The sequence below is a fragment of the Chroococcidiopsis sp. [FACHB-1243] genome, assembly GCF_014696895.1.
Lineage (GTDB): Bacteria > Cyanobacteriota > Cyanobacteriia > Cyanobacteriales > Chroococcidiopsidaceae > Chroococcidiopsis.
On sequence record NZ_JACJQX010000034.1, the window covers coordinates 49,472 to 68,054 of the forward strand.

An 18,583-nucleotide genomic window follows, 5' to 3' on the forward strand; every position below is an offset into this window, starting at 1 on the left:
CGATCGCAAGCTATCAGCTATAACTTGGAGAACTAAGTCATGAAATCCAGACGCATGAACTCAGAAAAGAGGGCAATCGTTCCAGTTATCCCCGATCGCCCTTCCATCCCCCAATCTTCTTGGAAAGCTATTCTAAGTTCCAAAAAGTTATTTTACGGTTTGCTATTTTTAGCAGCACTTGTGTTAGCGATCGCTGCCCCCCATTTCTCAGGTTGGTATGTCCGGCTAACTGAAATTGTCTCCCAAATTCAAACACCTTACCAGCAATGGTTAGAAAAACAGAATACAGCAAATCCTCTAGTGCTAATACCCCTATCATTTGTTGGTGGATTACTTGCCAGTATTTCGCCCTGTATTTTATCCCTCTTGCCCGTCAATCTCAGCTACATTGGTACGCTCAAAATTACCTCTCGTCGGGCAGCTTTGGCTAAAGCGGGAATGTTCGTGCTGGGTGTAGTCACGGTATTTAGTTTGTTTGGATTGTTTGCAGCTCTAGCTTCGGCTGTCTACGTCGAATATCGCGGCTATTTCAGTGTTGTAGTCGGTGCGATGATTTTAGTCATGGGCTTAAGTTATGGCGGGATAATTCACTTACCCTTGCCACAAATCAATACTTCGGTGTCAGCAGCAGGACCCTATGGTGTGGGAGTGACTTTTGCTTTGATTGGTTCTCCCTGTGCTAGTCCGGTGTTATTTGCTGTCATTGCTGCCGCTGCTGCTACTGGTTCGCAAATTACTAGCGTCGCTGCATTAGTTAGTTATGGTTTGGGATACACGGCGATAATTTTTCTTGCCAGTCTCTACACGGGATTGGTTAAACAAAGTCGCATCCTTTTAGGTCAATCGGATTGGGTGATTCGTTTCGGCAGTGGGGCGCTGATCCTAGCGGGTGGTTTTTACCTAATTACTGGGATTGACTGGTTTGTTTAACCGAGCGTAATTACATCCCCTTGAATCCGATCCTGTCTTCAATTTCCCGTGCAGTCTGAGTAGACCGCACTTTTATTTCTGACAGTCCTTTGCGCCAACTCCCAATCTGACTCAAGCAGATTCCAAGCAAAACAATACTACCTCCAATATACTGAGCCAAAGTCGGAATTTCTCCTAAAATTAAATAGGCAGATAGAATACCCGCGATCGGGGTAAACGAGCTAGCTAGCGAAACTTCGGGAACGGTAGATGTCCTCAATCCTTGAATCCAAAAGGCTTGACCCAGCACAACAATGACTGTACCGTATACCAACATCCACTGCCATAAAAACGGAGAGAATGCATCGATAAAATGATGCTTGCCGTAAAGCAGGAGAGCAAAAACAAAGAAAACGACTGTACCTAAAGCTGTCCGAATCGTGCTGTAGAGTCCCAGAGGCAATTGAGAAAGCCAGGATTTACTCACAATTGTGGAAACGGCTAAAGCGATCGCCCCCAAAGCTGTTAAAATCTCACCTGCTCCCACCCTAAAACCTGCCATAATCATTCCAGGTTGAGGAGGTTGCAGGACGATTGACAAGACAACGCCCGTAAATGAGACGATCGCGCCTATTATCTCCCAACTGTTGACGCGCTCATGCAGCAACCAAATAGACAGTGCCAGAACGAGCGGTGGTTCTAACCGTCCCACGAGTACGACATTATTCACGGTAGTCAATGAAAGTGCTGCAAAGATGAAACTAGGGGCGATCGCGCCTGCTAGAATTGCTACAGCGATCGCTCCTACCCATTCCCGCCTAGAAAGCTGTTGCAGCCGAGTTAGAGTCAACTGCTGACGATAAACAATTGCCAATACCAGCAAGGCGCAAAGATTGCCGACAAATAAAACATTGCAGAGCGAAATCGGATTGCGCCCATCAACTAGATGCATTGAGCCAAGTTGAGTAAGCCTGCGCGTAACTGAACTGGAAGCACCGAAGATCGATATTGCCAGCCAAAGATAAAGCTGTCTTGGCATGTTACGACTCTCACTTGCGATCGCTTTAGACAAACGCGAATAATAAACATGAAAGCTTTTTCATGAATATTTCATCGACCGTTCACGGCAGTTACCGAAACTAGCAGGTGCAATGCAAATTTACCTTACATTATGAGGCTTTTACAAATGAAATTCTCTCGTTTGGCGATCGCTTCTAGTCTTGGTGTCATTACAATTCTCATTTTTGGCTTTGCTAAAGCAGCCACCACGCATCAATTTTTCCACTCTGCTGCTACCACGCAGGTTACAGAAACAGCTCAAGCGACTAAGCCAACTGTACTCAGTTCTGGCTCCTTTGTTGACGGAGAGCATCCAACTAGCGGTACTGTCCGTATTATCAATCGAGATGGTAAGCGGTTTTTGGAACTGGATCGGACATTTAAAACTTCGACTTTAGGACCCGATTTGGTGGTAATTTTGCATCGTTCTGGCGATGTAATTGGCTCCACAAAACCACCTGCCTATCCGATTAAGCAGGGCGATTACGTAATTCTCGCTCCCTTACAAGAATTCAGCGGCGCTCAAAGCTACGCAATTCCAGACAAGATTAACCTCGATGACTTCAAATCTGCGGCGATCTGGTGTCGTCGCTTCAATGCAACTTTCGGCGCTGCTATGCTAAAGCCATAACAAGGACTATGAGAAATAGAGCAACCAATCGTCAAGCTAGAAGGACAAGGGTAAATCGACTGCGAGAATGGTGGTTGGCGTTTTCTGGACTTCGATCGCGCCTACTGATTTGGTACTTTCTCCTAACTATTTGCATCACGCTCGTTTCTGTTTTGGCTACCTTTAAGATTTTCTGCGATCTGGAAGAACAGCAGGCAGGCGATCGGTTGCAACGCGATATCGATCTCCTGCAACAACTGGTAAGCCAACAAAAGCCAACTAATCCAACTGCCGATACTTGGGTAAATTTGCTAGATCGGTTTGTGGCAAAACAAGTCCAAGATCCATACGAGTATTTATTTCTCGTTGTCAACGGTCAGTTATATCGCTCTCGGCAGACTGTTTTGCCCGAATTCTTACGACAAGACCCAAATCTAATTGCACGTTGGGCGCAGCCTATTCCATCCAAGCGTCCAGTGGTGCGAGAAGGCTATATTATTCGTGTCGTTCAACCAATTCAAATCGACGGACAGAACGCAGTCGTATTAGGCATTTATGATGCTACCTTACGCTATCAAATGGGCGAGAAAGCATTAATCATAGTTGTCCAAGTGACTTTGGTAGCTCTAGTTTTATTTTCGGCGATCGCTTGGTTGACTGCTGGACGACTGCTATCGCCCCTACATCAGCTGAGGGAAACGGCGCGTGCTATCACTGAAACGGACTTATCTAGACGGCTAACTGTCCGAGGTACGGATGAGATTGCCGAACTCGCCCTTACCTTTAATAATATGCTCGATCGCCTCCAAGCAGCTTTTACCAGCCAACAGGATTTTATCAAAGATGTGAGTCACGAACTCCGCACTCCTATCACAATTATTCGCGGACACTTAGAATTACTCGGCAGCGATCCGCAGGAACAGCAGGAAACAATTGCCTTGGTGCGGGACGAACTCAAACGCATGAGCCGCTTTGTTAACGATCTGCTGCTACTGATGCGGGCAGAAAGACCCAATTTTTTACGCTGGCAAAGCATCGACTTGGAGACATTCACCGAGGAATTATTTGCCAAAGCTAGGGGACTTGCCACCCGCAACTGGCAACTGGAAGCAAAGGCAGAGGGAGAAATGTTTAGCGATCGCCAAAGAATCTCGCAAGTTATCCTGAATTTAGCCCAAAATGCAACACAGTACACGCAGGAAGGAGATACAATTGCGCTCGGCACTGCGATCGCAAATAATGAGGTTAGATTTTGGGTGCGGGATACGGGAGAAGGTATCGATCCAGAAGACCAAGAGCGGATTTTCGATCGCTTTGCTCGTGGTTCCAATAGCGAAAGGCGTTCTGAAGGTTCTGGGCTAGGTTTGTCGATCGTCTACGCACTTGTCAAAGCACACAACGGTCATGTGGAATTATTCAGCCGCTTAGGGGAAGGTGCTAGATTTACAGTTGTTCTACCTAGGCGACAACCGGAAATAAATGCATCGCTTCAGGGTCGAGGACGACTGAATAATTCTAATTTTTACCAGCAAGCTGTTGCGATTCAACATCCACTACCACGGGAGGGGCGATCGTGAACCGGATTTTAATTGCGGAAGACGAAACTCGCATTGCCGCATTTCTAGAGAAGGGATTGGGCGCTGACGGTTTTAGCATCACACTGGCGAAAAACGGACACGAAGCCGTAGCTATGGCTCGTAGCGACAATTTCGATCTCCTGATTCTGGATTTGGGACTTCCTGGCAAAGATGGCTGGCAGGTGCTTGAAGAAGTTCGAGGGCGCGGAGAGAAGCTAAGAATCATCGTTCTGACTGCCCAAGATGAGGTGGAAGATACGGTTGCTGCCTTAGAAGCAGGAGCAAATGATTACGTAACTAAACCATTTGAATTTGTCGAACTTTTGGCACGGGTGCGGGTGCAGCTACGGGATAGTATCATTCATCCGCATGGCAAGGGTAGCAGGAAAAACACGCTTCAAGTCGGTCAGGTGGTGCTTGACTTGCTAACGCGACAAGTTCGCAAGGGTAATGAATTAATTGAAATGTCTGCCAAAGAATTTACTTTAGCTGAGGTCTTCTTTCGCCATCCAATGCAGGTGATGAGCCGCGAACAACTGCTGAATCGTGTCTGGGGCTACGATTACGATCCCTGCTCGAATATCGTCGATGCCTACGTCAAGCTGCTGCGGAAAAAACTCGGTAGCGAATTAATTGAAACAGTCAGAGGTGTCGGCTATCGGCTGCGGGCGTAGTCTTTCCGTATAAAATATCAGATCTGGATTTTCCATAATTTAGATATTGCCCAGCGAAACATACCCAGGTAAAACTAAGCACTGTTAACCCTGATATGGCAATACTAAGCTGGAGATAGGAAGTCAAAATACTGCAAGATTCTGAGAAAGAGGTAGAGAATGCTGGAACAATATCGGCAGCAAGTGGCAGAACGCGGGGCATTAGGTATTCCGCCGTTACCCTTGGATGCGGTACAAACATCGGATTTGTGTGAATTGCTGAAACACCCGCCTGCTGGGGAAGAGGAGACATTGCTGCACCTGTTGCGCGATCGCATTCCTCCTGGTGTCGATCCGGCGGCTTATGTCAAGGCTGGGTTTTTAACGGCTGTGGCTAAGGGTGAGGTGACGAGTCCCTTGGTTTCTCCTACTGATGCGATCGCCTTATTGGGGACAATGGTAGGTGGATATAACGTGCGATCGCTAATCGATCTACTCAGTGCTGAGGCGACTTTGGCTGCTGCTGCTGCTAAGGCTTTGAGTAAGATCGCTCTAGTTTATGAGTCATACCACGATGTTCTAGATTTGTCAAGTGAAGGCAATCCTTACGCTAAGCAGGTAGTTGATTCTTGGGCAAATGCCGAGTGGTTCACTTCTCGCCCGACTTTACCTGAAGCCATCACCGTAACAGTATTTAAAGTGCCTGGGGAGACGAACACGGACGATTTATCTCCTGCACCCCATGCTACTACACGTCCTGATATTCCCTTACATGCCTTGGTGATGCTGGAATCGCGGCAACCTGGTAGCTTAGAAACCATTGCTCAATTAAAGCAAAAAGGACATCCTGTAGCTTATGTTGGCGATGTTGTCGGTACAGGTTCTTCGCGCAAGTCGGCAATTAACTCGGTGTTGTGGCACATCGGACATGATATTCCCTGCATTCCCAACAAGCGGGCAGGAGGGTATATTTTAGGAAGTGCGATCGCGCCGATTTTCTTCAATACTGCCGAGGATGCAGGTGCATTGCCAATTCAGTGCGATGTCACTCAGATGGAAACGGGTATGGTAATTACCATCCATCCATATAAAGGGGAAATTACCAACGAAGCAGGCGAAGTTATCTCTACCTTTACCCTCAAACCCGATACGATTTTAGATGAAGTGCGTGCAGGCGGACGTATCCCGTTATTAATCGGACGTACCCTGACAGATAAAACTCGTACGGCATTGGGATTAGAACCGAGTTCTATCTTTACTCGTCCCAAGCAACCAGTTGATACGGGTAAAGGTTACACTCTAGCGCAAAAGATGGTGGGTAAAGCCTGCGGTTTACCTGGTGTTCGTCCTGGGACTTATTGTGAACCGATCATGACTACCGTTGGTTCCCAGGATACCACGGGACCCATGACCCGCGATGAGTTGAAAGAACTTGCATGTTTGGGTTTCAGTGCTGACTTGGTAATGCAAAGTTTCTGTCACACCGCAGCTTATCCCAAACCTGTAGATGTCAAAGTTCACCACGAACTCCCCGATTTCATGTCTTCTCGCGCTGGTGTTGCCTTGCGTCCTGGGGATGGTATTATCCACTCTTGGCTAAACCGGATGTTATTACCCGATACTGTCGGGACTGGTGGTGATTCTCACACCCGCTTTCCCTTAGGAATTTCTTTTCCTGCTGGTTCTGGGTTGGTAGCGTTTGCGGCGGCTTTGGGTGTAATGCCTTTGGATATGCCAGAATCCGTGTTAGTAAGATTCAAAGGTGAGTTACAACCTGGGGTAACGCTGCGGGATATTGTCAATGCAATTCCTTACGTTGCGATTCAAAAAGGATTGCTGACGGTAGCCAAGCAGAATAAGAAAAACATCTTTTCTGGACGGATTATGGAAATAGAAGGCTTGCCAGATTTAAAAGTCGAACAAGCTTTTGAACTTACCGATGCGACAGCAGAAAGATCTTGTGCGGGTTGTACCATCAAATTGAGTATCGAAACTGTTTCCGAATATTTGCGTTCCAACGTCGCGCTGATGAAAAATATGGTAGCGCGGGGTTATCAGGATGCTAAAACCATCATGCGGCGCGTTGCCAAGATGGAAGAATGGTTAGCAAATCCTGTATTGATGGAAGGCGATGCTGATGCGGAGTATGCCGAAATCATTGAAATTGATTTGAACGAAATCAAGGAACCAATTGTTGCTGCACCTAACGATCCTGATAACGTGAAGTTGTTATCGGAAGTAGAAAACGATCCGGTACAAGAAGTATTTGTTGGTTCCTGTATGACTAATATCGGTCATTATCGGGCAACCGCGAAAGTATTAGAAGGTGCTGGCGCTGTTAAAACTCGTTTGTGGATTTGTCCCCCTACTCGCATGGATGAAAAACAACTCAAAGAAGAGGGGGTTTACGGTGTATTTGGTGCGGCTGGTGCGAGAACAGAAATGCCTGGTTGCAGTTTATGTATGGGTAATCAGGCGCGGGTTGAAGATGGCGTGACGGTGTTTTCTACTTCTACGCGAAACTTCAATAATCGCATGGGTAAAGATGCCCAAGTTTATCTTGGTTCGGCGGAATTAGCTGCTGTTTGTGCGTTACTCGGTCGTCTGCCTTCCGTACAGGAATACATGGATATTGTTGCACACAAAATTCATCCTTTTGCAGGCGATTTGTATCGCTATTTGAACTTCGATCAAATTGCAGGTTTTGCAGATGAAGGACGGGTGATTCCTTTGGAAGAGATGCCTCGGATTGAGGATATTTTGGGAATGCCTACAGCTGCTAGTAAGTCATAATTGTAGGGTGGGCAATGCCCACCTTGTTTTTCTCAGGTATATGCAAATGGATTTTTACACAGTTGTGCTGCGACAAAGCGCAGGTTATTGGGTAGCTTTGTGCTTGGAAAATGGCATAGTAGGACAGGGAAATTCTCAAGAAGATGCTGTAAATAAGCTTAAAGAAGCGATTGATTCGTTTCAAGCTGTATATGAGACTGAGACTAATATTTATACTGCTCCACTTTCTATAGAAGAACTACATGAATTTTTAACTGTAGAAGATCGAGAACCGACTTCTGAAATTTATGAATTAAGAAAATTGTATGCCTAAAAATATATCAGCTCTCAAACCAAGAGAGTTAATTAAAATTTTGGAAAAAGGAGGCTGTAGATTTTATCGGGAAGGGAAAGGCGACCATTGCTTATATATTCGTGAATTTCAGGAGCAAAAGAGAATCGTACCTATAGATATGGGTGCAGGCGAAATGTCTCCTGGGTATGTACTGCGTATTTTTAGGCAATTCGGCTTTACTAATGAGGAAATCGAAAGCCTTTTAAGGTGAATAATTATTTATTAAGGAGTAGGCGATCGCACCCTCTTCACCACAAACGCGATCGCACTTTCTTCTCAAATGTTCCTAATCAGCTTTTTCTAATTTTCGGAAGAAGCTGTTGATTTTTAATTATAGGAGAAAAAATTGTTAAAAGTGGAGGAAGTCGTCAGTTTTCCAGTTCAAATCAATGAATATGGAACGAAGATAATCCAAGTAACTATAGCTATCATAAGTTTGTATACTACAATTACTGTACAGACAGAATCGTCGCATTATTTGCACTGGGATTGAGTCCCACTCCGGTGCGCTCTAGCATAGCTTGGGCGGCTTTGAAGGCTTCCCTTTTTCCTCAATCTGCAATAGCGACACTGCACCCGTATGAGCTAACTGTCGCTCAACATTAAACCAATTGCTTGAGGTTTGCTTTCGGTGCGATCGCGCCACTTTGCATTGAATCGGTGTTCTCGGCGCGATCGAGACTTCTTGCGTCTATATATACTAGTTTACTTTTTGAGTAAGACAGAAAGATCCCCCCAATTCCCCTTTTTAAGGGGGGCAAGAGATCCTCGTCCATAACATAGTTTGAGTGGAATAGTATTAGAAATTAGCGGAAATTAACCACCCCAAAAACCTGCAAGTTTGTAGTATTCCTCTAGTGATATAGGCTTGGTTGAAGCTGCGGTAATTATTTTCCATCCTCCACGAAAAGCTGATGCCGTTTCATCGCTCAATTCTTCCACGATGCAGTCTTGCCAATTGGAAGCGATCGCCTTCTGGTCCATAGCTTCAGTCGTTTGAGCATTGTTGGTCGATTTCATGGGATTTCTCCTGTGTTGTTAGGTTGATGTTGAGGAAGGGAGCAATCGCCTCAGTGATTGAGGAGAGGAAGCGATCGCAGTTCAGCTTTGCGCTTTCTTTAGCCCATCATAAGAGCAGAATATTGCTGCACGATTTTTGCCACTCTGCCTCATCGGTCACGTAGCGTATTGCCCCACTACTGACATCTGCTTGAGGGTCATTGCTGAGGTCTTCGACGCAGTTCTGCCAGTTGGTCGCCGTATCCGCTTGCACGGTGGGTTGAGTGGTTTTGGAATTGGATTTGCAGTTCATTGCAGTTCCTCCAATGGGATTGTTGAAATCGATCGTTCAGGAGATGAAAGGGCGATCGCTTCGACTCGCAAGGGATGGAAGCGATCGTGTCTAAGCCCTTTTAGTTCTGGGCAGCGTCCAACAAAGTCCCCAACACAAGACCGTACTGGCAATACAAGCGATCGCGATCGCCAACAGAACATTGTTAAAATCAAGCATCATTGTCGTCACCTCGGGTTAAACTTGATTAGCTTTAGTACAGGTTTTGCTCGCCTCAGATCTTGCACAGCAAAACCCGCAAGAAAAGGGTTAAAACCTAAATCTTCCGTCAGTCCGCGCCAGTGGACTTTGTTTTTATCGGCGCGAATTTTATTCGCTCAGGCTTGGTGCAATCTCTGAATCGCTGTATTTAATTACCAGCCTACCTGTACTGTAGTGACAAACTGGTGACAAAAAACCAACAAAAGCTCAGAAAATCTAAAGATTCAGAAAAATACCAAGTCGCTGAACCACAACTTCAAGAACTCGGAATGAACTGACTAGATGAATTGTGGATGGAAGTACGATCGCAACCCTATCCCTACAAATGCGATCGCTATTCTAAACTAGAAATATTTTCCTATCTTTAGTTGATTTATGAAGTTGCTACAAAACTACACTATTATTATTCGTCATAATGATAATGGTACATTTGTGGCTTATGTACCAGCAATTTCTGGCTGTCATGCTTGGGGACAAACACCAGATGAAGCGCGTACTGAACTTGCATTTGTGTTTGAAATGATTCAAGAAGAAGCTGTTCTCTGAGATTCTTAAGCAACTGGATATTGCTAAAGAAGAGTTTGATGAATTAAGATAAATAAGGCGATCGCAACCTCACTTCACAACCACAAGTATCACTTTTCTAACCGCACGGCATACCACTGCAAAAACTGCCCTGGTTCTAAATCTAGATCGCAACTTGTATCAATCAAATGCTTGGCTTGAGCTTCAATAGAGTTGAACTTTTGCAACTCTGGAGGCAAATTCTGTTGCCTCTGACTCAACACATCTTTAAGTTTTTCCAACAATTCGGCAGCTGTAAGAAACTGTTCTGGCTGGTTGGGTTCTAGAACAACAAAGTGATCCTCTTGATACATTAAAGGGTCTGTCATAAATTAATTGTAACTTAGGATATAGTGACAAAATGCGTGTTTCAGCTGCTAGTTTAAAAGAAAACGCAACTATCTGAGTGCCGAATCGGAAGATTTTATGACCCGAAAGACAGCTTGCTTAGTATTCAACCCTGTGGCTGGTCAAAGTAACCCCAAACAAGATCTAGCGCAAATTAGAGAGTTACTAGAACCGGAGTTTGACTTAGATATTCGGATGACTTCGGCAGAAAAGGACGCGGATGAAATCGCCAGAGAAGCGATCGCAGATGGGGCAAAAGTTATTATCGCATCTGGCGGCGACGGTACTCTCTCAGCGGCGGCTGATGCTGTAGTGGGAACAGATATTCCCTTGGGTGTTATTTCTCGCGGTACGGCTAACGCTTTTGCCGCAGCTTTAGAACTACCAGACACAATCGAAGCTGCTTGTCAGATGATTTTAGGAGGAGTAACGCGCAAAGTTGATGCGGCTTTGTGCAACGATCGCCCAATGGTATTGCTAGCTGGCATCGGGTTTGAGGCAGAAACGGTAGAAAAAGCAGATCGTCAGGCGAAAAAGCGATTTGGAATGCTAGCTTACGTCATGGCTGGACTGCAACAGTTGCGCGAATTGGAAAGCTTTACAGCAGAAATTGAGACAGAAGACAGAATTATCAACGTCACGGCTGCTGCAATTACCGTAGCCAACGCCGCACCACCTACCTCGGTCTTAGCTCAAGGTCCAGACGGGGTAGTATTTGATGACGGACTATTAGATGTTACCGTAGTTTCTTCTACAACTCGCGCCGGAGCGATCGCGGCTTCTTTTCACTTACTCTCTACAGCTTTAAATGAGAATGCAGCCGAACGAGATGACGTAGGATATTTACGCGCCGAACGAGTCAAGATCAGCACCGATCCGCCGCAAAAAGTTGTTTTAGATGGCGAAATCATTGGTGAGACACCAATTGATGTCAAATGCATTCCAGATGGACTGACGATTTTTGTCCCAAAGGAAGCAGCACCACCCTCAGCCGCCGAAAAACTGGAAGGACTGCCAGATTTGATTGTGGAAAATAAAGTGGTTGTGGGGTTTGCGGATTAAAAACTTACACTTCCAATACGACTTTCCCGACTGCTTGACCTGATTCGGCGTAGCGATGGGCTTCTGCGACCTCAGAGAAACGAAAGGATTTAGGATCGAGTAAGGGGCGGATTGTACCTTGGTCTACGAGTTTGGCGACGTTGAAGAGGATTTTGCCATGTTCGGCTCGTTCCGTGCCGTATAACATACGTAGGAGCATGAAAACGACGTGTAAGGTTAGTCCTTTGGCATGGAGGGGGCTGAGGTCGTGGGTAGAACGGGTAGAGATGGAAACTACTGTACCGTGCATTGCTGCCGCAGCGAAAGAGCGATCGAGGTTGTCTTTACCAACTGTATCGAAAACTACATCAAAGCCTTTGCCTGAAGTGTATGCTGCGACGTATTCTTCTACGGTTTGCTGACGATAATTGATGACTGTATTGACTCCTAAGTGGTGGGCGATCGCCTTTTTTTCTTCATTAGAAACTGTAGTATAAACTTTTGCCCCCGCCCATTTTGCCAATTGAATGCCAATATGACCGACTCCTCCAGTTGCAGCATGAACTAGTACTTTTTGTCCTGGCTGGATTTTGGCGCGATAAATTAGACTTTCCCAGGCTGTAATTGCGACTAATGGTAAAGCAGCAGCTTCTTTCATTGAAAGCGATTTGGGCTTTAATGCAAGTAAATCGGCATCGGCTAGCATATATTCTGCTAAAGCGCCACCCATACCTTTAAATCCGCCTGCACAGCCGTAGACTTCATCCCCAGGTTTAAAAGTGGTAACTCCTTCCCCCACTGCTTCTACTACTCCCGCAACATCTCCATGCAACACGGCAGGGAATTCAGGCGCGATCGCGGGCATTGCCCCTCGTCGCAGTTTAAAATCAACTGGATTAACGCTGGTAGCTGCAACTCGAATCAAAACGTGACCAGGAATAACTTCTGGTTTAGGTAATTCTATAGTTTGGAAGACACTTGGTTCGCCAAAAGAGACGATCGCTTGGGCTTTCATGGTAGTTGGTAATTGGTAGTTGGTAATAGGTAATGGTTTTGACTTTTAACTTTTGACTTTTGACTTCCTACCTAATGCCACTGTCATCACTACTATAGTTGCAGCAACTAGGGTTAGAGGTGTAATTGTCTCACCAAGTAAGAGTGCTGAGGCGAAAATTGTCAAAAATGGTTGTAAAAGTTGAACTTGTCCGACTCTGGCGACACCACCTAAAGCTAGTCCGCGATACCAAGGAAAAAAGGCAAGCAACTGACTGATAATACTGACGTAGGCAAACCCCATCCAAGCAGCAGGGGAGGCAGTTAATTCATGCTGGTAAACTGCGATCGCGGTTGGTGTGACTAATATTGGGGCTGTAAACACTAATGCCCAACAAATCACTTGCCAGCTGCCTAAATCTTTCGCCAACCGTCCCCCTTCGGCATAACCTACAGCCGCAGCTAAACCCGCGCCAAGTAAAACCAAATCTGCCCAGTGCATTTGTCCTGCACCCGAAATGATGGCGAATAGGACGACGGTGCTACTACCTGCAACGCTGGCAATCCAGAAGCCTAAACTAGGGCGTTCTCCTAATCGCCATGCGCCTGCTAATGCTGTTGCTAAAGGCATCAGTCCTAGAACGACTCCGCCGTGGGCAGCTGGTAGCTGTTGCATTGCCCAAGCCGAGAGTAAGGGAAATCCTAAAACCACCCCCGCAGCGACAATCGCTAAACTTTTCCAGTGGCGGCGGTTAGGTAAGGGTTGACGAGTCGTTCTTAAAACCAACATTGCCAAAAATGCTGCGACAATCGCCCTTCCTAAACCAACAAAATTGGGGTCAAAATCGGTAACGGCAGCCCGGGTTGCTGGTAGTGTTAAGCTAAAGCCAAATACCCCCACAAAGCCATAGATCGATCCCAATAATTCAGGATCGATGCCGCGAATTTTTTGATTTTGTCTCACCCTTGCAACTTCCTCTTTCCTGGCGCACCGTAGGGAATACTTTCAGGTTTAGCTAATAATTTGGCGATCGCGGAAGGTACGGATTTAGGAATTTTATTCTAGTACAGTGAAATTTTACGTTTTTCTACTAGGTAAGACGATCGATTCTATCTGAAATAGCAAAATAAATTATATAATAATTTTTCATAACTCTTCAAAATATGCCGTTTAAAATTTTTAGCTTTATATTTTTTCTATTTGGGTTTTTTCTAATTTGGCAAGGTTTTATTGTACTTCAGATTTTTGGCTGGTTACTTATTTTGTTAGTCGCATACTATAGCAGTTGTTGGATTAGTCCATTATTTGTAACTAAAGGAAGGCAGCTAGTAAAAATATTTCAGATAGACCAACTAGAAGGAATTATTTGTAGTTCAATCCGCTTTCCCTACTGGTTAGATCTAGCTAATAGCCTGTTATTTATCCCAGAAGAGATACGTTAAAACAAAATCGCGATCGCACGCAAATCTACCATCCTAACGTGCGGTCGCAAATCAAAAGCCCCCCAATTTATCGGGGGGTTGGGGGGATCTACTTCTTCGGAGAGATCAACATCATCATATTGCGCCCTTCTTTTTTCGGCGCTTGTTGTAGCTCTCCCACCTCTTGCAGATCCGTCGCCATCCGCTTGAGTAGGGTTTCTGCCAAATCGCTGTGTTGAATTTCCCGACCTCGGAACATCACAGTTGCTTTCACCTTATCGCCATCTTTCAAGAAGCGTTCGGCTTGATTGACGCGCACTCGATAGTCATGTTCCTCAATCTTGTAGCGCATCTTCACTTCTTTCACGTCAGCCGTATGCTGCTTCTTCCGAGCTTCCCGCGCCTTCTTCTCCTGCTCGAATTTATACTTGCCGTAGTCCATAATTCGGCACACAGGCGGATCGGCTTTATCGCTGAGCAGAACGAGGTCTAACTCTTTTTCCTCAGCAATTTGCAGTGCTTCGTAGGGGGTTAAAATTCCCATCTGACTGCCATCAGTATCGATGACTCGAATCTTAGGGAAGCGAATGCGTTCGTTAATTTGGGGTAAATCTTTTGTGGGTCTTCTTTTTTCAATCACAGGCATATAGGATTATTAGCAACTGTTTGTTAGATAACTGGGATGAATCCAGCTTGAGCAACTATTAGACTAAGACAACTATGTATACCTTCACACCAAACAATCGGCTTTCGGAAACGTAACTAGTAGAGTCTACAATCCATAGCAAACAGCAGGCTTTCTTAGTACTTGCAATTCACGATAGCACTTTTTTCTGCTAGTTAGGGGTAGGGAAATTCCTCTATTTGCGAACTCCGATCGCCATCCATTTGTTAAGATCGCCTTAACTTATCAGGATAGATGCGATCGCCTCCCATCAAAACAGCTCAATTGTTAAAATAATTTAGAGATTTTATAACTTTATTCAACTTGACCAAAACAAGCGTGGATACCTTATTACACTGGCAGCAACGGGTAGGCAGTCAAAGAGACTGGATTTGGCGTGGCTGGCAGACTCGCTACACTTTTATTCGCCCAGAACAACCCCAGCCTCAGACAACACCAATAATTTTACTGCATGGCTTTGGCACGTCAATCGGTCATTGGCGACAAAACTTAGCCGTGCTAGGTGAACAGCACACAGTTTACGCGCTGGATATGTTGGGGTTTGGCGCGTCGGAAAAAGCTCCAGTAAGCTACAAGGTAGAACTGTGGGTAGAACAAGTTTACGATTTCTGGCGCACGTTTATTCAGCATCCAGTCGTCTTAGTTGGTAATTCTATCGGTTCGCTAGTGTCGCTGAGAGCGGCAGCTATGCATCCTGATATGGTGCAGGGTATTGTAATGCTCAGTCTTCCCGATCTATCTATCCGACAGGAAGCCATACCTAAGATTTTACGTCCCGCGATCGCCGCGATCGAAAATCTCTTCACCTCACCCCTATTAATTAAAACCATTTTTCGCATTGTCCGCCGCCCCCAAGTGGTAAAGCGTTGGGCAGGCATTGCATATGCTAATTCTGAAGCCGTAACTGATGAATTAGTAGATATTTTGTTAGGACCAGCTCAAGACCGAGGTTCGGCACAAGCTTTCTATGCCACGCTAAAAGCGATGTTGGATTCTCAATTCGATCCTTCAGTCAAGAGCATCTTGCCAAATCTAAACATTCCCATCCTACTGATTTGGGGACAGCAAGACCGCATGATTCCACCCGCTTTCGCTCCCAAGTTTGCTGCTTACAATCCTAACGTGCAGCTTCTAATTTTAGAAAATGCAGGACATTTCGCTCATGATGAGTGTCCTGAAGAAGTCAACCAAGCAGTCTTGAACTGGATCGACTCTTTCCTTGCCCGTCCCGATCTTGCTCTATACAAAGTTAATAATTAGTTGTTAATGGTTAATTGTTTGTATCGCCATTAACCATTAACAATCAGCCATCAGTTTTTATCCGATACTGACTTGATCGGTAGTTACGTCAGTTGCGCCTTGAACGTTTCTGGCAACAGAAACCATTTTTTGCAAAATATCTTGGCTGGGAACCTTGCCTTTTAAAACCACGGTACTGCCCGTTTGAGCTACGTAGAGAGTATCAACGTCAGTTAAGCTTTGGTCTTCATCAAATGCCAAAGCAACACGCTTAGCTAAACCACTCTGATCGTATTCTCCATTCAATCCTAGACGCTCGGGAGGAACTGATTCAGTGGCAGCAGCAGCCTGTGGCGTAGGATTAACTTGAGCGTTTTGCGGTTTTTCCATGCCAAACAGTCTTTGTAACCAACCCATAAATTTTTTCTCCTTGAGTAATTAGCTGCTCTCAGTGTAAGTTTGCGTAGCGATCGCCACACCTACCCGAAAGAAGATATAGTCACAAGTCGATCATCTTAAGAGTAAATCTACGAATTGAAGTTTAATTAAGTTAAATTTAATTTTTTTAGCTACTTTTTAACCTACAATTGCGCTGCAAGTCTCATTATCTACTTAGCGATCGCCCAACTCCCTTTTTGAGGAAGGCTAGGGGGAGCGAGTCTAGCTTCAAGCGCGTAACTCCTGCAACGACACGCGCCTTTTTTTCAGCTAGAAAACATTTGTTGAGAGCGAAAGACGAGATAGATCGAGATAGAATATAAGGCTGAACAGATTGATTTTAGCGATCGGACAGAAAGTAGAGAGCAGTGAGTAGCAACTATCAACCATCAACCATCTTCACGCATTGTAGCGCCAGCGTTTACCATCAACCATCAACCATCAACCATTAAAAATGAAACACACCCTTTCAGTTCTAGTGGAAGATGAAGCGGGGGTACTAACCCGCATTGCGGGTTTATTTGCCCGTCGTGGCTTTAACATTGAAAGCCTTGCTGTCGGTCAAGCGGAGCAAAACGGAGTCTCTCGAATTACAATGGTAGTCCCTGGGGACGATCGCGTCATCGAACAGCTGACCAAGCAGTTATATAAGCTCGTCCACGTCCTCAAAGTCCAAGACATCACTGAAGTTCCTTGTGTCGAGCGGGAATTGATGTTGATTAAAGTGAGTGCTACCAGCTCTAATCGCTCGGAAGTGATTGAAATCGCTCAGATCTTTCGCGCTAGAGTGGTCGATGTGGCTGAAGACTCCCTCACCTTAGAAGTTGTCGGCGACCCTGGTAAAATTGTCGCGATCGTGCAGTTATTACAAAAGTTTGGACTGCGAGAGGTCGCCCGTACAGGTAAAATTGCCCTCGTGCGAGAGTCGGGAGTCAATACGGAATATCTCAAGTCTCAAGTCGAGGCAAAAGTGTCATGAGTTAGGCTAAAGTCGTCAATCCGGCAAAATAGTCCTGTAATTGTTGGCTGTGGTCGTGGGCAAGTTGACCGGGAGGTAAAGCGCCAGGAGGAAATGCACGAACTTCCATCACTTCTAATGGATCGCGGACTTTCATCCTGCCTGTGACATCTGCCTCAACTACAATACAAATCGAATGAATGCGCGGATCGCGATCGGGTGCGGAATAAACTCCTACCAGTCGCCGAATTTTGACTAAATCCAGCCCCGTTTCCTCGGCTAATTCTCGTTTGACTGCCGTAGCCACATCTTCACCCCAATCTACCATCCCTCCTGGTAGCGACCACAGCCCATTATCACGACGGCGAATCAAAACGATCCGACCATCAGGCAAGATGGGAATGATACTCGTGCCTGGGACGGGATGACGAAATATGATGCCGATGACAGTTTGAATAAATCGCCACCAGCGGCGTAGGGGTTGGGCGATCGTCTTAAAACTAGAAAAAATCACTATTTAACCGTTAGTTAAAATTTATAAATTTTCATATGCTGAAAAAATTTGGTGAAACCCCAGACAGATAGTCTATCCCAGCTTTTGATAATGTCTTAATATAGTTTAAATTCATCTTATCATTTATCGATCTACAACTCAAAACTATGCCCAGAGCTGTATTTAGCTATAGCTTTTTCCCGAGATTAACTATTGAGATTCATTAATGTTTCTTAATGCAAATGGTGGCGATCGCGCGTGCTAAGTTGGAATTAGCTGACTACTACAGTCCGATTGGTTTATACTTATGACATTAATCCGCTAAGCTGGGAAAATACCGCTGATGTCGGTGAGTCCAATCGCCTCTAGGAACTCTAGGGGTGGTGTTTTGTTGTCTACAAATAATGAGGTGAACATGGCTAAGCGCCGTAACCAAAAAAAAGAAAAGGCGCTACGGAATCAGGCATATGCCCGTAAGTTTCGTAAACGTGCAACTACGGGTCGGATGCAGAATCGTAGAAATCAACCTCAACCACAGGCTGAGGAAGATGAGGATACAGCAGCTAGTAACTAAGACCAGTTAACAGTTATCAGTTATCAGCCACAACCAAGCTTTCTGTAAAGAACAAAGACCCTGGTTCTTATTCACAATCTCGGTTGCTGACACAGTGTAAAAATGTTGCATGTAACATCTTTACACTGGTCACTGGTCACTGGTCACCGATCGCTGTTAACCAAAGCTAGTCATGCTTTTGACTAAAAAGCCAATAAAAATCCCGATTAGCAAAGCCCATACTTGCCCTGTTTGAATAAAGTGATCGAAAGCTTTCTGCCATTGACCTAACAGATCTGGATCTTTGATACTTTGAGCTAGCGTACTATGCCAAGGCAAGTGCCAAAGTATTTGAGACATAG

At 45.3% G+C, this 18,583-nt stretch carries 22 protein-coding genes and 1 pseudogene; 12 read left to right on the forward strand and 11 right to left on the reverse strand.

Annotation, left to right across the window (positions count from 1 at the left end):
* The first annotated feature begins 39 nt into the window (after positions 1 to 39).
* Positions 40 to 930: a cytochrome c biogenesis protein CcdA gene (locus tag H6G17_RS23105; protein ID WP_199316942.1), complete on the forward strand. Its 891-nt coding sequence runs from the start codon at positions 40 to 42 to the stop codon at positions 928 to 930.
* Positions 931 to 940: 10 nt separating this feature from the next.
* On the opposite strand, the gene H6G17_RS23110 is transcribed toward H6G17_RS23105, so the two are convergent.
* Positions 941 to 1,948, reverse strand: coding sequence for a DMT family transporter (locus tag H6G17_RS23110; RefSeq protein ID WP_192160958.1), 1,008 nt, complete (start codon positions 1,946 to 1,948; stop codon positions 941 to 943).
* Positions 1,949 to 2,095: 147 nt separating this feature from the next.
* Between H6G17_RS23110 and H6G17_RS23115 the strand changes: the two genes are divergently transcribed.
* From H6G17_RS23115 to H6G17_RS23140, 6 genes are all read left to right on the forward strand, one after another.
* A complete protein-coding gene (locus H6G17_RS23115; protein ID WP_192160959.1) occupies positions 2,096 to 2,599 on the forward strand; it encodes a DM13 domain-containing protein in 504 nt (167 codons plus the stop codon).
* An 8-nt stretch (positions 2,600 to 2,607) separates the two neighbouring features.
* Entirely contained in the window at positions 2,608 to 4,155 is a 1,548-nt protein-coding gene (locus H6G17_RS23120) for a HAMP domain-containing sensor histidine kinase (RefSeq protein ID WP_192160960.1), read from the forward strand.
* Positions 4,152 to 4,829: a response regulator gene (locus tag H6G17_RS34780; protein ID WP_192160961.1), complete on the forward strand. Its 678-nt coding sequence runs from the start codon at positions 4,152 to 4,154 to the stop codon at positions 4,827 to 4,829. The genes H6G17_RS23120 and H6G17_RS34780 overlap by 4 nt, the downstream gene beginning before the upstream one ends.
* 159 nt (positions 4,830 to 4,988) lie before the next feature.
* Complete coding sequence (gene acnB / locus H6G17_RS23130; RefSeq protein ID WP_192160962.1) at positions 4,989 to 7,601, forward strand: bifunctional aconitate hydratase 2/2-methylisocitrate dehydratase; 2,613 nt, start codon at positions 4,989 to 4,991, stop codon at positions 7,599 to 7,601.
* A 46-nt stretch (positions 7,602 to 7,647) separates the two neighbouring features.
* Entirely contained in the window at positions 7,648 to 7,914 is a 267-nt protein-coding gene (locus tag H6G17_RS23135) for a type II toxin-antitoxin system HicB family antitoxin (protein WP_192160963.1), read from the forward strand.
* Entirely contained in the window at positions 7,907 to 8,146 is a 240-nt protein-coding gene (locus H6G17_RS23140; protein WP_192160964.1) for a type II toxin-antitoxin system HicA family toxin, read from the forward strand. Before H6G17_RS23135 ends, H6G17_RS23140 begins: the two co-directional genes overlap by 8 nt.
* Positions 8,147 to 8,751: 605 nt before the next feature.
* Here the strand turns inward: H6G17_RS23140 and H6G17_RS23145 are convergent.
* The 3 genes from H6G17_RS23145 to H6G17_RS23155 all read right to left on the reverse strand — a co-directional run bounded on the left by H6G17_RS23145 (position 8,752) and on the right by H6G17_RS23155 (position 9,441).
* Positions 8,752 to 8,955 carry a hypothetical protein gene (locus tag H6G17_RS23145; RefSeq protein WP_192160965.1) on the reverse strand — a complete coding sequence of 68 codons (204 nt, stop codon included), beginning with the start codon at positions 8,953 to 8,955 and terminating at the stop codon, positions 8,752 to 8,754.
* Positions 8,956 to 9,061: 106 nt separating this feature from the next.
* Positions 9,062 to 9,247 (reverse strand): hypothetical protein, encoded by a 186-nt coding sequence (locus H6G17_RS23150; RefSeq protein WP_192160966.1) that lies wholly within the window; start codon positions 9,245 to 9,247, stop codon positions 9,062 to 9,064.
* Positions 9,244 to 9,441: a hypothetical protein gene (locus H6G17_RS23155; RefSeq protein ID WP_192160967.1), complete on the reverse strand. Its 198-nt coding sequence runs from the start codon at positions 9,439 to 9,441 to the stop codon at positions 9,244 to 9,246. Before H6G17_RS23155 ends, H6G17_RS23150 begins: the two co-directional genes overlap by 4 nt.
* Positions 9,442 to 9,862: 421 nt before the next feature.
* Between H6G17_RS23155 and H6G17_RS23160 the strand changes: the two are divergent.
* A pseudogene (locus H6G17_RS23160) lies at positions 9,863 to 10,021 on the forward strand (type II toxin-antitoxin system HicB family antitoxin); the annotation flags it as partial.
* 101 nt (positions 10,022 to 10,122) lie between these two features.
* On the opposite strand, the gene H6G17_RS23165 reads toward H6G17_RS23160, so the two are convergent.
* Positions 10,123 to 10,380 (reverse strand): chlororespiratory reduction protein 7, encoded by a 258-nt coding sequence (locus H6G17_RS23165; RefSeq protein WP_192160969.1) that lies wholly within the window; start codon positions 10,378 to 10,380, stop codon positions 10,123 to 10,125.
* A gap of 97 nt (positions 10,381 to 10,477) precedes the next feature.
* On the opposite strand from H6G17_RS23165, the gene H6G17_RS23170 reads away from it, so the two are divergent.
* Complete coding sequence (locus H6G17_RS23170) at positions 10,478 to 11,461, forward strand: YegS/Rv2252/BmrU family lipid kinase (RefSeq protein ID WP_192160970.1); 984 nt, start codon at positions 10,478 to 10,480, stop codon at positions 11,459 to 11,461.
* Between the two features lie 4 nt (positions 11,462 to 11,465).
* On the opposite strand, the gene H6G17_RS23175 is transcribed toward H6G17_RS23170, so the two are convergent.
* The 3 genes from H6G17_RS23175 to infC form a co-directional block, all read right to left on the reverse strand.
* On the reverse strand, positions 11,466 to 12,455 hold the full coding sequence (locus H6G17_RS23175; RefSeq protein ID WP_192160971.1) for a zinc-dependent alcohol dehydrogenase family protein: 990 nt from the start codon (positions 12,453 to 12,455) through the stop codon (positions 11,466 to 11,468).
* A gap of 45 nt (positions 12,456 to 12,500) precedes the next feature.
* Positions 12,501 to 13,397, reverse strand: a complete 897-nt coding sequence (locus tag H6G17_RS23180) for an EamA family transporter (protein WP_192160972.1) — start codon at positions 13,395 to 13,397, stop codon at positions 12,501 to 12,503.
* A 567-nt stretch (positions 13,398 to 13,964) separates the two neighbouring features.
* Positions 13,965 to 14,501 (reverse strand): translation initiation factor IF-3, encoded by a 537-nt coding sequence (infC, locus tag H6G17_RS23185; protein ID WP_015154368.1) that lies wholly within the window; start codon positions 14,499 to 14,501, stop codon positions 13,965 to 13,967.
* A gap of 357 nt (positions 14,502 to 14,858) precedes the next feature.
* Between infC and H6G17_RS23190 the strand changes: the two genes are divergently transcribed.
* On the forward strand, positions 14,859 to 15,800 hold the full coding sequence (locus tag H6G17_RS23190; RefSeq protein ID WP_015154367.1) for an alpha/beta fold hydrolase: 942 nt from the start codon (positions 14,859 to 14,861) through the stop codon (positions 15,798 to 15,800).
* A gap of 57 nt (positions 15,801 to 15,857) precedes the next feature.
* Here the strand turns inward: H6G17_RS23190 and H6G17_RS23195 are convergent, their stop codons facing one another.
* A complete protein-coding gene (locus tag H6G17_RS23195) occupies positions 15,858 to 16,196 on the reverse strand; it encodes a phospholipid-binding protein (protein ID WP_039716656.1) in 339 nt (112 codons plus the stop codon).
* 475 nt (positions 16,197 to 16,671) lie between these two features.
* Here H6G17_RS23195 and ilvN point away from each other — a divergent pair, with 475 nt between their 5' ends.
* A complete protein-coding gene (gene ilvN, locus H6G17_RS23200) occupies positions 16,672 to 17,196 on the forward strand; it encodes an acetolactate synthase small subunit (RefSeq protein ID WP_039716657.1) in 525 nt (174 codons plus the stop codon).
* Position 17,197: 1 nt separating this feature from the next.
* On the opposite strand, the gene H6G17_RS23205 is transcribed toward ilvN, so the two are convergent.
* Positions 17,198 to 17,689 (reverse strand): NUDIX domain-containing protein, encoded by a 492-nt coding sequence (locus tag H6G17_RS23205; protein WP_192160973.1) that lies wholly within the window; start codon positions 17,687 to 17,689, stop codon positions 17,198 to 17,200.
* 394 nt (positions 17,690 to 18,083) lie between these two features.
* Here H6G17_RS23205 and H6G17_RS23210 point away from each other — a divergent pair, with 394 nt between their 5' ends.
* Positions 18,084 to 18,242 (forward strand): hypothetical protein, encoded by a 159-nt coding sequence (locus H6G17_RS23210; RefSeq protein WP_165587649.1) that lies wholly within the window; start codon positions 18,084 to 18,086, stop codon positions 18,240 to 18,242.
* 156 nt (positions 18,243 to 18,398) lie between these two features.
* Here H6G17_RS23210 and H6G17_RS23215 read toward each other — a convergent pair whose 3' ends face one another.
* The gene (locus H6G17_RS23215) at positions 18,399 to 18,581 is read right to left on the reverse strand and encodes a hypothetical protein (protein WP_041463045.1); all 183 of its coding nucleotides are present in this window, start codon (positions 18,579 to 18,581) and stop codon (positions 18,399 to 18,401) included.
* Positions 18,582 to 18,583 lie beyond the last annotated feature (2 nt).